General features: G+C 69.4%; 18 protein-coding genes. 11 read left to right on the top strand and 7 right to left on the bottom strand.

Features of this window, described 5'->3' with window-relative positions; all coding sequences use genetic code 11:
• Positions 1-8 precede the first annotated feature (8 nt).
• Positions 9-425, bottom strand: coding sequence for an addiction module toxin RelE (locus tag ACFSCV_RS15760; protein WP_378800520.1), 417 nt, complete (start codon positions 423-425; stop codon positions 9-11).
• Positions 426-600: 175 nt separating this feature from the next.
• Here ACFSCV_RS15760 and ACFSCV_RS15755 point away from each other — a divergent pair, with 175 nt between their 5' ends.
• Positions 601-729, top strand: a complete 129-nt coding sequence (locus ACFSCV_RS15755) for a hypothetical protein (protein ID WP_378800519.1) — start codon at positions 601-603, stop codon at positions 727-729.
• 188 nt (positions 730-917) lie between these two features.
• Here ACFSCV_RS15755 and bglX read toward each other — a convergent pair whose 3' ends face one another.
• Complete coding sequence (gene bglX, locus ACFSCV_RS15750; protein ID WP_378800518.1) at positions 918-3,137, bottom strand: beta-glucosidase BglX; 2,220 nt, start codon at positions 3,135-3,137, stop codon at positions 918-920.
• A 158-nt stretch (positions 3,138-3,295) separates the two neighbouring features.
• Here bglX and ACFSCV_RS15745 point away from each other — a divergent pair, with 158 nt between their 5' ends.
• Together ACFSCV_RS15745 and glyS are read left to right on the top strand one after the other, a co-directional pair.
• Positions 3,296-4,207 carry an NAD(P)-dependent oxidoreductase gene (locus tag ACFSCV_RS15745; protein WP_378800517.1) on the top strand — a complete coding sequence of 304 codons (912 nt, stop codon included), beginning with the start codon at positions 3,296-3,298 and terminating at the stop codon, positions 4,205-4,207.
• Positions 4,208-4,329: 122 nt separating this feature from the next.
• Positions 4,330-6,654: a glycine--tRNA ligase subunit beta gene (gene glyS, locus ACFSCV_RS15740; protein ID WP_378800516.1), complete on the top strand. Its 2,325-nt coding sequence runs from the start codon at positions 4,330-4,332 to the stop codon at positions 6,652-6,654.
• Positions 6,655-6,669: 15 nt separating this feature from the next.
• Here the strand turns inward: glyS and ACFSCV_RS15735 are convergent, their stop codons facing one another.
• From ACFSCV_RS15735 to ACFSCV_RS15725, 3 genes are all read right to left on the bottom strand, one after another.
• Positions 6,670-6,843, bottom strand: coding sequence for a hypothetical protein (locus ACFSCV_RS15735; RefSeq protein ID WP_378800515.1), 174 nt, complete (start codon positions 6,841-6,843; stop codon positions 6,670-6,672).
• A gap of 266 nt (positions 6,844-7,109) precedes the next feature.
• Entirely contained in the window at positions 7,110-7,526 is a 417-nt protein-coding gene (gene dksA / locus ACFSCV_RS15730; RefSeq protein ID WP_378800514.1) for an RNA polymerase-binding protein DksA, read from the bottom strand.
• Between the two features lie 165 nt (positions 7,527-7,691).
• Complete coding sequence (locus ACFSCV_RS15725) at positions 7,692-8,102, bottom strand: flagellar assembly protein FliX (RefSeq protein WP_378800513.1); 411 nt, start codon at positions 8,100-8,102, stop codon at positions 7,692-7,694.
• Positions 8,103-8,348: 246 nt separating this feature from the next.
• Between ACFSCV_RS15725 and ACFSCV_RS15720 the strand changes: the two genes are divergently transcribed.
• The 4 genes from ACFSCV_RS15720 (at position 8,349) to ACFSCV_RS15705 (ending at position 10,852) form a co-directional block, all read left to right on the top strand.
• The gene (locus tag ACFSCV_RS15720; protein ID WP_378800512.1) at positions 8,349-9,611 is read left to right on the top strand and encodes a flagellar basal body P-ring protein FlgI; all 1,263 of its coding nucleotides are present in this window, start codon (positions 8,349-8,351) and stop codon (positions 9,609-9,611) included.
• Entirely contained in the window at positions 9,611-9,925 is a 315-nt protein-coding gene (locus ACFSCV_RS15715; protein ID WP_378800511.1) for a rod-binding protein, read from the top strand. Before ACFSCV_RS15720 ends, ACFSCV_RS15715 begins: the two co-directional genes overlap by 1 nt.
• Positions 9,926-9,929: 4 nt before the next feature.
• Positions 9,930-10,403, top strand: coding sequence for a hypothetical protein (locus ACFSCV_RS15710; protein WP_378800510.1), 474 nt, complete (start codon positions 9,930-9,932; stop codon positions 10,401-10,403).
• Between the two features lie 137 nt (positions 10,404-10,540).
• Positions 10,541-10,852, top strand: a complete 312-nt coding sequence (locus tag ACFSCV_RS15705) for a hypothetical protein (RefSeq protein ID WP_378800509.1) — start codon at positions 10,541-10,543, stop codon at positions 10,850-10,852.
• 92 nt (positions 10,853-10,944) lie between these two features.
• On the opposite strand, the gene ACFSCV_RS15700 is transcribed toward ACFSCV_RS15705, so the two are convergent.
• Positions 10,945-11,154, bottom strand: coding sequence for a hypothetical protein (locus tag ACFSCV_RS15700; RefSeq protein WP_378800508.1), 210 nt, complete (start codon positions 11,152-11,154; stop codon positions 10,945-10,947).
• Here ACFSCV_RS15700 and ACFSCV_RS15695 point away from each other — a divergent pair.
• Entirely contained in the window at positions 11,153-11,758 is a 606-nt protein-coding gene (locus ACFSCV_RS15695; RefSeq protein ID WP_378800507.1) for a right-handed parallel beta-helix repeat-containing protein, read from the top strand. The two genes, ACFSCV_RS15700 and ACFSCV_RS15695, sit on opposite strands and share 2 nt — an antisense overlap.
• A gap of 16 nt (positions 11,759-11,774) precedes the next feature.
• Here ACFSCV_RS15695 and ACFSCV_RS15690 read toward each other — a convergent pair whose 3' ends face one another.
• Positions 11,775-12,161, bottom strand: coding sequence for a GFA family protein (locus tag ACFSCV_RS15690; protein WP_378800506.1), 387 nt, complete (start codon positions 12,159-12,161; stop codon positions 11,775-11,777).
• 101 nt (positions 12,162-12,262) lie between these two features.
• Between ACFSCV_RS15690 and ACFSCV_RS15685 the strand changes: the two genes are divergently transcribed.
• From ACFSCV_RS15685 to ACFSCV_RS15675, 3 genes are read left to right on the top strand one after another with little or no spacing between them, the layout of a single operon-like run.
• Complete coding sequence (locus tag ACFSCV_RS15685) at positions 12,263-12,532, top strand: BrnT family toxin (RefSeq protein WP_378800754.1); 270 nt, start codon at positions 12,263-12,265, stop codon at positions 12,530-12,532.
• Complete coding sequence (locus tag ACFSCV_RS15680) at positions 12,525-12,815, top strand: BrnA antitoxin family protein (protein WP_378800505.1); 291 nt, start codon at positions 12,525-12,527, stop codon at positions 12,813-12,815. Before ACFSCV_RS15685 ends, ACFSCV_RS15680 begins: the two co-directional genes overlap by 8 nt.
• Entirely contained in the window at positions 12,812-12,991 is a 180-nt protein-coding gene (locus ACFSCV_RS15675) for a hypothetical protein (RefSeq protein WP_378800504.1), read from the top strand. Before ACFSCV_RS15680 ends, ACFSCV_RS15675 begins: the two co-directional genes overlap by 4 nt.
• The last annotated feature ends 80 nt before the right edge of the window (positions 12,992-13,071 follow it).

The raw sequence follows: 13,071 nt of genomic DNA, 5'->3' as shown, positions 1-13,071 counted from the left end.
CTGAAACACTACGCTCTTCGACCGGATTTTCGGTTCGTATTCGCGTTCGCCAGCGCGTAGTCCCTGACGATCGCGTCGACCTTTCGACCGATTTCTTTCATCCGCGCCGCGCTTAGCCGCACCACATGGTTCTTGGGGTACACAGCCAGCAGCAACAGCGGCATGTTGAGATCGCGGAAATAGTAGATAATCCGCGCGCCTCCACTCTTTCCAAAGCCCTTCGCCTTCCACCGCATTTTGCGAATCCCCGACGTCCCCGGAATCTTTGGAGCCGCATCTGGATTGGCCGCGATGTAATTCATAAACCCGGTGCGTTCTTCGGCGGTGAAGACGTCGGCGGCCTCCCTGCGGAAAGAACGAGTCAGAAGAAACTCGATCGCGTAGCCTTCCGAGCAAAACTGAATGACCTCGAACTGCGGCCCCATGACGTGTCTCTCCGGGTCGATCGCGCTTAAGCCCCGACTTGAGCAAATGAGCAATCGTCGGGACGCCGACTCCCTCTAGTAAGCCAATGGCCCACTGCCGTCAACGGGAAAGTACGCCATTGGCTTACGGCCCTTTGGCAGTTGCTACCTAAGGCCGCAGATTTGGCGGAGACGTATGGCGGTCTCACCTCAAGACGTGCGCCGCGCCTATCGCGTGGATGAGACGCCCGGCGATCTCGCGGCGCTCATGCTGGCCGTGTTCGATCGGCTGGACGCCGAGGATCGCGAGGCGTCGGATGAGTGAGCCTGCTCCTTGTCCCGGCCTTGAGCCGGGACCCAGACGCGCCGCCGTGTGAAGACCAACGCGGCTGGCCCGTCGCGTCGCGTTTAAGAACCGTGAGGTTCTGGGGCCCGGCTCAAGGCCGGGACAAGAGGGCATGCTTGTCTTCGCGGGCATGATGGAACCCGCTGATCGCCGCCTCCGGACGGACCTTACGGCGCGTAGGTCAGCGTCGTGGTCTGGACGTTGGCGGCGTCGGGGCCGGTCATGACATCGATCGGGCCGGCCGTCGCGCCGAAATCGGTCTCGCTCTTCCAGTAGCCGAAGTCCTTCTCCGCCACCGTCAGCTCCACCGTCTTCGTCTCGCCGGCCTTCAGCGCCACGCGGGCGAAGCCCCGCAGCGCGCGCATGGGCTGGGACACCTCGGCGACCTTCGGCCGGAGATAGAGCTGCACCACCGCCTCGCCGTCGCGGCGGCCATGGTTGCGCACCGCGACCGAGACGGTCGCGCTTTCGCCCTTGGCCAGCCGCTCGCGGTCGAGCTTCGGCGGCCCGAAGGTGAAGGAGGTGTAGGTCAGGCCGTAGCCGAACGGGTAGAGCGCGGCGTAGGTCGAGTCGCCGTAGCCCGTGGTGAAGGGCTTGATCGGCGTCTCCGCCGGCCGCCCCGTGGGCAGCGCCTCGTGATGGATCGGGATCTGGCCGACCGAGCGCGGGAAGGTCATGGGCAGGCGCCCCTTCGGCTCCACGTCGCCCATCAGCAGGCGGGCGAGTGCGGGGCCGCCCATGGTGCCCGGCTGCCAGGCGTAGAGGATGGCGGGCGCGCGCTCCGCGAGAGAGCTCAGCGCCAGCGGACGGCCGGCGAACACCACCACCACGGTCGGCTTGCCGGCGGCGAGCACGGCGCGCACCAGCTTCTCCTGATGGCCGGGCAGGCCGAGCTCGGAGCGGGCGGCGCTCTCGCCGGACTGGTTGAAGCGCTCGCCCACCGCCAGCACCACCGCCTGCGACCGGCGCGCGGTCTCGACCGCCGCGGCGATCTCCTCGTCGGTGGAGTCCTCCACTGCGCCGCCATGGGTGGCGAGCACCTCGCCGCCTTCGCCCAGCCGGCGCTCAAGGCCCTGCTTCAGCGTCTCGGTCTCGTTGGGTTCGCCGCGGGCGGCCCAGGGGCCGAGCGTGTCGGCGGCGGAGTCGCCGAGCGGGCCGATCAGCGCCACGCGCTTGACGTCCGGGCCGAACGGCAGCACGCCGTCGTTCTTGAGCAGGACGAAGGACTTCTCCGCCATGTCCTGCGCCGCCGCTTTCTGGGCGTCGGTGAAGATCTCGCGCTTCTCGCGGTCGGGCGTCGCGCCGCGATAGGGGTCCTCGAACAGGCCGAGATCCTCCTTCAGCCGCAGCACCCGCCGCACGGCCTCGTCCACCACCGCGACGTCGAGCCGGCCCGTGCGCACGAGCTCCGGGATCTCCTTCACATAGGCGCGGGATTCCATGTCGAGGTCGGCGCCGGCCGTCAGCGCCTGGCGCGCGGAATCCGCCAGATCGGCCGCGGTGCCGTGGTCGGGCAGCTCCTTGATGGCCTGGAAGTCGCTGGTCACGACGCCGGTGAAGCCCCATTCGCCGCGCAGCACGTCGGTCAGCAGATGGCGGTTGGTGATGGTGGGGCGCCCGTCGGTGGCGTTGAAGGCGCCCATGAAGCAGCGCACCCCGGCCCGTGACGCCGCCTCGAACGGCGGCAGGTAGGTCGCCTTCAGCGCGCGGGGGGAAAGATCCAGGGCGGAGTAGTCGCGCCCGCCCTCGACCGCGCCGTTGGCGCCGAAATGCTTGACGCAGGAGGCGGCGTTGTCCGGCTTCTTCAGGTCGGCGCCCTGGATGCCGCGCACCCGCGCCTCGCCGATGCGGGCGGCGAGCCACGGGCTTTCGCCCGCGCCCTCGACCACGCGGCCCCAGCGCGGATCGCGGCTGACGTCGAGCATGGGGGTGAAGATCATGTTCACGCCGGCGGCGGTCGACTCCACCGTCGCCACCCGCTCCGCGGTCTCGATCGCGGCGAGGTCCCAGCTCGCGGCCTGGGCGAGCGGGGTGGGGAACACGGTGCGGTAGCCGTGGATCACGTCCATGGCGAGGATCATCGGGATCTTCAGCCGCGTCCTGGTGACCGCGATCTCCTGCAGCGTGCGGGTTTGTTCCGCGCCGTAGACGTTGAACAGGCCGCCGACCGACCCCTCCGCGATGCGGCGGGTCACGTCCTCGTAGGCCGGCTCCAGCACCGGTACGATCGACACGAAGTTGAGCTGCCCCGCCTTCTCCTCCAGCGTCATCTGCGACAGCAGCTCCTCCACGCGTCCGTTCCGCTCCTCGGGCGCGGCCGTGGCGGACGAGGCGAACGCGGCGGCGAGACATGCGGCCGCGGCCAGGCGGAGGACGGAGGCTGTCATGGAGGCGGTCACCGTTCGACGTGGCGGGGGCGGGCACTCTCGCCGCAGCGGCCGTCGATGAAAACCCCGCCCCCGGCGACGGTCCGCCGCAGGCGGCGCTTGCGCGGCTACGCCCCCGCCCCGCATAACGCCGGACAAAAGCTGCGGAGGACGACGTCATGACCGCCCCACGGATCGCCCTGCTCGGAACCGGCCTGATGGGAGCGCCGATGACGCGCCGCCTGCTGGGCGCGGGCTTCGCCGTCACGGTCTGGAACCGGACCCGGTCGAAAGCCGAGCCGCTCGCCGCCGACGGCGCCGCGGTAGCCGACGCGGCGGCCGACGCGGTCCGGGGCGCCGACGTCGTGATCACCATGCTGGAGAACGGGCCGATCGTCGGCGAGGTGCTGTTCGGCGCCGCCGGGGCCGCCGCGGCGATGACGCCGGGCGCGGTCGTGCTCGACATGAGCTCGATCCCGCCGCCGACCGCGCGCGAGCATGCGCTCAGGCTCTCCGTGCTCGGGCTCCGCCATGTGGACGCGCCGGTCTCGGGCGGCACGCGCGGCGCGGCCGAAGGGACGCTCGCCATCATGGCGGGCGGCGCCGAGGAGACGATCGCGGAGCTCGCGCCCGTGTTCGCTCCGCTCGGCCGCGCGCTGAGGGTCGGTCCGAGCGGTTCGGGTCAGCTCGCCAAGCTCGCCAACCAGGCGATCGTCGGCATCACCATCGGCGCGGTCTCCGAGGCGCTGCTGCTCGCCGCGAGCGGCGGGGCGGACCCGGCCGCGGTGCGTGAGGCGATCCGCGGCGGCTTCGCGGAGAGCCGCATCCTGGCCGAGCACGGACAGCGCATGATCGAGCGCGACTTCCTGCCCGGCGGGCAGGTGAGGGTGCACGTGAAGGACCTCGACACCGCGCTCGCCGCGGCCTCCGACGGCGGCGTGACGCTGCCGCTGCTCTCGGCCGTGCGCGACCTGTTCGTAGCGCTGAGAGACGACGGCGGCGCGGCCTATGACCATTCCGCGCTGCTGATCCAGCTCGAACGCATGAGCGGCAAGCGGCTCGGCCCCGGCCCCGACCGGCTGCCGGGCTGAGCCCGGACTTAGCCCGCCCCAAGCCGCGGTCTGGCGTCGCCGTCCGCTTTCGACTATCGACGGCCCCGAACCTCCGACCTGTCGCCCGCGCCTCGTCCCCCGCGGGCCAAGAGCGCCTCTCCATGCCCGATCTTCTGCTTGAGCTGTTCTGCGAAGAAATCCCCGCGCGCATGCAGGGCCGCGCCGCCGACGACCTGAAGGCGCTGGTGACCAACGCGCTGGTCGAGCGCGGCCTGACCTACGAAGGCGCCAAGGCCTTCGTGACGCCGCGCCGGCTGACGCTGGTGGTCGGCGGCCTCCCCGCCCGCCAGCCGGACCGGCACGAGGAGCGCAAGGGCCCTCGCGTCGGCGCGCCGGAAAAGGCGCTGGAGGGCTTCCTCAAGGCGGCGGGTCTGACCTCGATCGATCAGGCGACGGTGCAGGCGGACCCCAAGGGCGACTTCTACGTCGCCCGCATCCACAAGCACGGCGCCGCCACGACCGAGGTGATCGCCGAGATCGTGCCCGCCATCGTGCGCGCCTTCCCCTGGCCGAAGTCCATGCGTTGGGGAGCCGGGACCCTCCGCTGGGTGCGGCCGCTGCATTCGATCGTCGCGACCTTCGGGACCCCGCAGGATGAGCCCGAGATCGTCCGCTTCGAGATCGACGGGATCGTCTCCGGCGACGTAACCCGCGGCCACCGGGTGCACGCGCCGGGCGAGATCCGCGTGAAGCGCTTCGACGACTACGTCACGAGCCTCGAAAAGGCCCGCGTGGTGCTCGACGCTGAACGCCGGCGGGACATCATCCGCGCCGACGCCCGCACCCTCGCCAACGCCCAGAACCTGGAGCTGGTCGAGGACGAGGCGCTGGTGGAGGAGGTCGCGGGCCTCGTGGAGTGGCCGGTGGTGCTCATGGGGCAGTTCGAGGCCGAGTTCCTCGATGTGCCGGACGAGGTGATCCGCGCCACCATCCGCGCCAACCAGAAATGCTTCGTGCTGAAGGACCCGGCGACCGGCCGGCTGACCAACCGCTTCATCCTGGTCGCCAATCTCGACGCCACCGACGGCGGCAAGGCCATCGTCCACGGCAACGAGCGCGTGGTCCGCGCCCGCCTCTCCGACGCCCGCTTCTTCTGGGAGACGGACAAGAAGACGCCTCTTGAGGCTCGGCTGGAGAAGCTGAAAAGCATCACCTTCCACGCCAAGCTCGGCACCCAGCACGAGCGGGTGGAGCGCATCGCGCGGCTGGCGAAGGAACTCGCGCCGCTGATCGGGGCCGATCCGGCGAAGGCCGAGACCGCCGCCCGGCTCGCCAAAGCCGACCTCGTCACCGAGATGGTCGGCGAGTTCCCCGAGCTTCAAGGCCTGATGGGCCGCTACTACGCCGCCGCCGAGGGGCTTGATCCCGAGATCGCCGCCGCGCTGGAGGAGCACTACAAGCCGCAGGGCCCGTCGGACCGCTTGCCCGTAGCCCCGGTCTCGATCGCGGTGGCGCTCGCTGACAAGATCGACACCCTCGTCGGCTTCTGGGCCATCGACGAGAAGCCCACCGGCAGCAAGGACCCCTACGCCCTCCGCCGCGCGGCGCTCGGCGTGGTGCGGATCATTCTGGAGAACGGGCTGCGGCTAGGGTTGCGCGACCTAATTTATGCGCAGCGCGATCTCGCTATCTCCAAGGAAGCCGATGTTTTGCGAGCAAAGCTCGTGAAAGAATTCTTAGAATCGCATGAAGTGGCAACAGAGCATCTCGCCGAATTGGAAGCGTCAAAAGGCGGCGATGATAACTATATTCATCTGTATGAGCTTATGGATCGAGCAGAATCAGTGCAGAGAACACCCCCAGTAGACGCAGGGGTCGCTGAGAAAATTGCCGACGCCTATGTGAGCCGGTTCACTGCAGTCGAGTGGCAAACTGTCATGCCGTTGATGGACGACCTCGGCTCATTTTTTGCTGACCGTCTGAAAGTCCAGCTGCGCGAGCAGGGCAAGCGGCACGACCTCGTCGATGCCGTGTTCGCGGCGGGTGACGGTTCGTCCCACGACGACCTCGTGCTGATCGTGCGCCGGGTCGAGGCGCTGGAGACGCTGCTCTCGACCGACGACGGCAGGAACCTGCTGGCGGGCTACCGCCGCGCGGCCAACATTCTGAAGGCCGAGGAGAAGAAGGACGGTTCCGGCGCGTTCGAGGACGCGCCCGATCCGGCGCTGTTCGCGGAGGCGACCGAGGGCGCGCTGTCGGCGGCGCTGGATGCGGCGGAGCCCGCGGCGGCCGCGGCGCTGGCGGCCGAGGACTTCCCCGCCGCGACCGCGGCGCTGGCGAAGCTCCGGCCGGAGGTGGACGCCTTCTTCGACGGCATCATGGTCAACGCGCCGGAGCCGGCGCTGCGGGCGAACCGTCTTCGCCTGCTCGCGCGCCTGCGCCGCGCCACCCGTGCGGTCGCGGATTTCGACCGCATCGCAGGCTGAGGGCGGGCCGGCGCCTCAGCGGCGCCGGCGGTCGAGCGCCTTCTGGCCTTCGTGCAGGCGGTTCCAGGCGAAGGCCTTGTAGAGTTCGCGCTCTTCCTGCGAGGCGAAGCCTTCGTGATCGTGGCGCGGCGCGGCGGCGTCGCCCACCCGCCAGGCGCGGCGTGGATGGTCGCGTGCGAAGATGCGCATCGCGAGACTTTCGACAACGTTAGCGGCCAGATGCTGCATACTGCGCTTCCCGAGCCGTGGCGCCCCTCAGTGTAACGCGTGAAGCCATTAGATGGCCCACGTCACTGAGTTGTCATCTCCTGATAGCTTAAAATCGGCATTAATTCGCTTTGTTAGCGGTCTCTAAGAACGTGTGTTGCGCTGCAAAATACTTGTGGCCTGAAACACAAACGCCCCGGTCTAGTCGGCCGGGGCGTCGCGTCGTCTCATTGATCTGAACGGCGGGGTCAGTCGTCGCGATAGACCTTCTCGCGGCGCTCGTGGCGCTCCTGCGCCTCGATCGACAGGGTCGCGATCGGCCGGGCTTCGAGCCGGCGCAGCGAGATCGGCTCGCCGGTCTCCTCGCAATAGCCGTAGGAGCCGTCCTCGATGCGCTCCAGCGCAGCATCGATCTTGGCGATCAGCTTGCGCTGGCGGTCGCGCGCCCGCAGCTCGATGGCGCGGTCGGTCTCGGACGACGCGCGGTCGACCAAGTCGGGATGGTTCTGGTTCTCGTCCTGAAGGTGCTCGAGGGTCTCGCGGCTGTCGCGGAGGAGCTCGTCCTTCCATGCGATCAGCTTTTCGCGAAAGTAGCGGCGCTGCCGCTGGTTCATGAAGGGCTCGTCCTCGGACGGCCGGTAATCGCTCGCCAACTCCACGCTCATAGTCCCGCCTTTGGCGTCGCCGCTCGCTGGTTCCGTTCGGGCCGGAATATAGCCACGTCGGGCGATCTCCACAATTGCGGATTTATTCGGGAAGCCTTTGATATCAGTACGTAATTTTTGTTACATAAAATCCCGTGCGCTGGTCCGGTCCGAAAACGCGCGGCGTCAGGCTCCACGCTTGGCGAGTTCGACGCGGGCGCGGAGTTCGATCGCGGCCAGCGCGTCGTCCAGTCCGCGGTCGCCGGTCTGTTCGCTCCGGGCCGCGAGACGCTCCGCGAGCGCGGTCAGGGCGGGCAAGCCGGCGCGGCCTTCGAGCGTCGCGATCTTGAGTTCGTCGAGGTTGTCGAGCAGGCCGCGGCCGCGCTTCAGCTCGCGCCGTCGGCGCTCGGCGGTCGGCTCCTGTACCGCCTGCAAGGCGAGCAGCGCGTCGATGCCGGGGCTCTGCCTCACGGCGGCCGGCTGGGCGGCCGGACTCGATGTCGGCGCGTCGCCCAGTCGAAAGCCCGAACCCGCGGCGGGCGCGCGCGACGCGGCCGCGCCGCCGGGCGTCAGGCGTCCAGGACCTTCGATCCGCATGTGGCTGGCGTCCCCGCAAAGCCGGACCTCCGGCGTCCGGAGACCATGGCGGCGGTATGGTTAACCCGGCGTTAACCCTCGGCAGAATTTGCCGGCCTCAGGGTTAATTCTGCCGGCGCGCTTTCGACGCGCCGAGGCTCGGTGACGCCGCTTCGCCGAGATAGTCTTGGAGCGGGGGCTCCGGCACGGCTTTCGCAAGGGGAGGGGAGCCCGAGCTTCGTCTCCCGCGTATCCGGACCGCACGCCATGCGCCTTCCCGCCCTGTCTCGCCTCCCGGCCCTCGCGATGGCGCTCGCCGTCGCGCTCGGCGCCGCGGCGCCCGCGCAGGCCGCGGACCCGGCGATCGGGGTGGTTCCCGGCGCGAGCGCGCGCAACGAGTCCGGCGTTCGCGTCGACATCCGCAAGAGCGTCGCCCGCAAGCGCGCCTTCGCCGGCCAGGACGACGGCGGCCCGACCCGCGGCGGCGTGACCTCGCGCATCAAGGACCTGACCGACATCGAGGGCGTGCGCGAGAACCAGCTCGTGGGCTACGGCCTCGTGGTCGGCCTCAACGGCACCGGCGACAGCCTGAACGCCGCGCCCTTCACCAAGCAGAGCCTGCAGTCGATGCTGGAGCGGCTCGGCGTCAACACCCGCGGCGCGACGCTGCGCACCAAGAACGTCGCGGCTGTGATGGTGACGGCGAACCTGCCGCCCTTCGGCACGCAGGGCACGCGGCTCGACGTCACCGTCTCCGCGCTCGGCGACGCCACCAGCCTGCAGGGCGGCACGCTGATCGTGACGCCGCTGATGGGCGCCGACGGCGAGGTCTACGCGGTGGCGCAGGGGTCGGTCGCGGTGATCGGCTTCAACGCGCAGGGGGAGGCGGCGCAGATCGTGCGCGGCGTGCCGACCACGGGGCGCATCTCGAACGGCGGCCTGATCGAGCGCGAGATCCCGTTCTCGCTTGCGAACCTCACGACGGTCCGGCTCGCCCTGCGCAACCCGGACCTCACCACCGCGCGGCGCATCGCGGCCGGGATCAACGACTTCATCGGCTCCGGCGTCGCCGAGCCGCTCGATCCTTCGACGGTCGCGATCCAGGTCCCGAAGAATTTTCAGGGCAACATCGTCCAGCTCCTGACCGAGATCGAGCAGCTCCGGGTCGAGCCCGACCAGATCGCCAAGATCGTCATCGACGAGCGCTCCGGCATCATCGTGATGGGTCAGGACGTGCGCGTGTCCACCGTCGCCGTGGCGCAGGGCAACCTCACCGTCACCATCACCGAGGACCCGATCGTCAGCCAGCCGGAGCCGTTCAGCGACGGCCAGACGACGGTCGTGCCGCGCACCAGCGTCTCGGTCGACACCGACGCGAACCGCCGGCTCGCCGTGCTGCGCGAGGGCGTGAACCTGCGCCAGCTCGTGGACGGCCTGAACGCGATCGGCGTCGGCCCGCGCGACCTGATCGCGATCCTGCAGGCGATCAAGGCCGCGGGCGCGCTGCAGGCCGAGATCGAGGTGATGTGATGGAAGCGGCCGCGACCCCGCAGACCGCCGCCGCGATCGGCGCGCTGAAGACTTACGACGCCCATCCGCAGGCGAAGGCGGCCTCCCGCCTCGACGCCGCCGCGGTGGATTTCGAGGCCGTGTTCCTGACGCAGATGATGCAGTCGATGTTTTCCGGCCTCGGCGACGACGGCCCGCTCGGCGGCGGGCCCGGGACCGACGCCTACCGCTCCATGCTCGCCGACCAGTACGGCCGTTCGGTCGCGGCCGCCGGAGGCGTCGGCCTCGCGGATCACGTCCGCTCCGAACTGCTCTCTCTCCAGAAAGGAAGCTGACGCCATGCACGCCGGCCGTCATGTCCACACGCCCCGCCCGCAGCTCTCGGTGGAGGAGGCGGCGGCGCTGCTGTCGCGGCTCGCCGACACCGTTGAGCGGCTGACCGGCGTGGTGGTCGAGGAGACGCGCCTCGTCCGCTCCGGCGCCTACCAGGCCGCCCGCGCGCTCGAGGGCGAGAAGGGCGCGCTGTCGAGCCGCTACATGCTCGACGTCGGCGCGGTGTCGGGCGCGGTCGATGCGATCGCCGTCCAGCCGCGCGAGCAGCTCGATGAGATGGAGCGCATGCACGCCGCCTTCCGGACCGCGCTCGACGAGAACCTCGCCGTGCTGGGCACCGCGCGCTCCGTGGCCGAAAGCCTGCTGCGCGGCGTGTCGGAGGAGATCGGCGGCCGCGCCGCGCCCAAGACCTACGACGCCCGCGGCGGCGCCTATGGCCGGCCGGCGGCCGCGCCGATGGCGCTGTCGCGCACGAGCTGATCGCTCGAATACGAAATGATTCGGGGGATCGAAATGATCCGCCGTTAACCCAACCTCCTAACGCCGCCTTAACGCGGTCTCCGTCAGATTGCGTATCGCGGGCGAAGGGTCCCGCGAGCGGTCCGAGGGAGGACGCTATGGATACGGGCATCGGTTCGTTCGCGCCCGCCTCGCAGCCGATCCGCGTCGTCGCGGCGCAGCCGACGCCGGAGCGGCCGCCTGAGCGCGCGAACGACGAACGGCCGGCGGCGGAATCCGCCGCCCCGACGCCGCCGGAGCGGCGGGTCGAGATCGACGCGGCCACCAACAGCCTGATCTTCCGCACGGTCGACATCGCGACCGGCGTGACGGTGCAGCAGACCCCCGACGAGGCGCGGCTGAGGCTGCGCGCCTACATCGACACGCTCGGCGCGAAGGTCGCCGAACCAACGCTCGTCGCCACCGCCTGAAGGCGCGCCCAGAGCAGGCGGCGCGCTTCTGCGCGGGCGAGCATGGGCGACCCTAAATCCATGCTCCAGCTTGTGGTATTTTTTGGTTGGTATTAGCTCTCGGGTCTCGGGCGTCGCGCGCCGGATTCTTTGGGGGCTGATTTCATGCTTTTCCGCATATTCGTCGCTTTCGCGTCCATCGTCGTCGCAGGTCTGGCCTTCGCGCCGTCGGCGTCGGCGCAGGCGACGCGCACCTGGGTGTCCGGCGTCGGCGACGACGTGAATCCCTGCAGCCGTACGGCGCCGTGCAGGACGCTCGTCATGGCGGTCGCCAAGACGGCGAGCGGGGGCGAGGTCAGCGTGCTCGACCCTATGGCTCTGGGAGTGGTGACGATCACCAAGCCTATGACGATCATCAGCTCGACCGAGCGCGGCGGTATTCTCGCCTCCGGCACGACCGGCGTCATCGTCAACGTGGCGGCGGGCGTCGATGTGTATCTCGAAGGCCTAACCATCCAGGGCGGCGGCACGGGGGTGGCCGGAATCCGGATGACCGGGCAGGGCACGCTTCACATCCGCAACAGCATCATTCGCGGCTTTACGGGCGCGGCGGTCAGCGTCGAGGGCGGCGGCGGGACGCGTGTCTTCATCGACGGGCTCTCCGCAAGCGGAAACGGGTTCGGCGTCAGGATCGCGGGAAAATCGGGCGCCGCCAATTCCGCGCTGGTGCGCAACAGCGCGATCGTCGGCAATTCGACCGCGGCCGTTCAGGTGGAGAACAACGGAACGCTGTTCGTGGGCTCGAGCAGCCTCGTCTCGAGCGGGGGCGGGTCGGACATCGTCACGCTCGGCAGCGGCAAGGTGTTTTCCTACGGCGACAACGTGGTCGGCAACGGCAATCCTACGGGGCTGCGGCCGCTGAAGTGACGCGACGCGCGCGCTCTCACCATTCCTGCTTCTGCGGCAGGCCGTCGGCGATGTCGTAATAGTCCGACTTCGAGCCGACATAGATGTGCTCGCCGAGGCGCAGCCCGGTCGGCGCGTCGAGCGTGCCGGCGGTGACGTAGATCTCGTCGCCCGGTTCCGCCTGCCAGAACAGATTGCCGCCGCAGCGCCGGCAGAAGCCGCGCCGCACGTTCTCTGACGACCGATGCCAGGCGAGCGTCTCGTCGGAGAGCAGCGTGAGGTCCGCGGTCCGGCACGCCGACATCATCGCGTGGCTGCCGCTCGTGCGCGCGCATTGCGAGCAATGGCACGCGATCGGCTGCGACAGCGCGCCGGAGATCCGGTAGCGCACGCCCTCGCACAGACAGCCTCCGCTCGCGCCCATCGTCCGCCTTCCTTTTTCGCCACCGGGACCGCGCAGTCGGCCGGCCGATTCCGCCGGTCCCGCCTCGCGCCATTGCTTGAGCTGCGTCTTGAACCTGCAACCTGTATATACAGGTTACGATCATCACGTGGGACGAGCCGAAGCGGCTGGCGAACATCGAGCAGCACGCGATGGACTTCGCCGACCTGACGGATGCGTTCTTCCTGACGGCGGTGATCCGGCCGAGCTACGGGGGGCGCTTCCTTGCGATCGGCCTCCTGAACGGCGAGCGCGTCACGGCCGTCGTCTACCGCTCGCTCGGTTCGGAAGCGTTTTCGATCGTCAGCATGCGCCCTGCCAACGTCCAGGAGCGGAGGCTCTTCAATGGCTGACAAGTCGTTCAAGCCCGGCAAGGGCTACACCAAGGAAGATTGGGACGCCGTTTCGGACAATCCGGAATGGACCGAAGAGGATTTCCTGAACGCGAAGCCCTTCGCCGAGGTCTTTCCCGAGATGTACGAAGCCATCCGCAAGCGCGGACCGGCCCGGACCAAGGAGGCGGTCTCGATCCGTCTGGATCAGGACCTCGTGGCGAAGCTGCGCGCCACCGGGCCCGGCTGGCAGTCGCGCGTGAACGACGCGCTGCGGGCGTGGCTCGAAAAGGGCGCGGCGTGATCGACGTCGTCGATCTCCTCCTGCACGCCACGGACGGGACGCAGCCGACCATCACCGGCGCCGGGCGAAGGCGGGAGAACATCGGCTGGGGCGACGGGCTGATGCCGTTCCTTGTGGTCGGCGTGCCCGTCCTGGCGTTCCTGCTCTGGTACGAGTGGACGCGCCGGCGGCGATAGCGCCGTTCTGAAGCGGACAAAAATCCAATAGGGCGCGACGGCCGCCGGGGAGAGGGGAAACCGGCGGCCGTCGGCCAGTT

It is taken from the genome of Methylopila henanensis, assembly GCF_042681025.1.
Classification (GTDB): domain Bacteria; phylum Pseudomonadota; class Alphaproteobacteria; order Rhizobiales; family Methylopilaceae; genus Methylopila; species Methylopila henanensis.
This window is presented reverse-complemented; position numbering and strand designations above follow the sequence as displayed.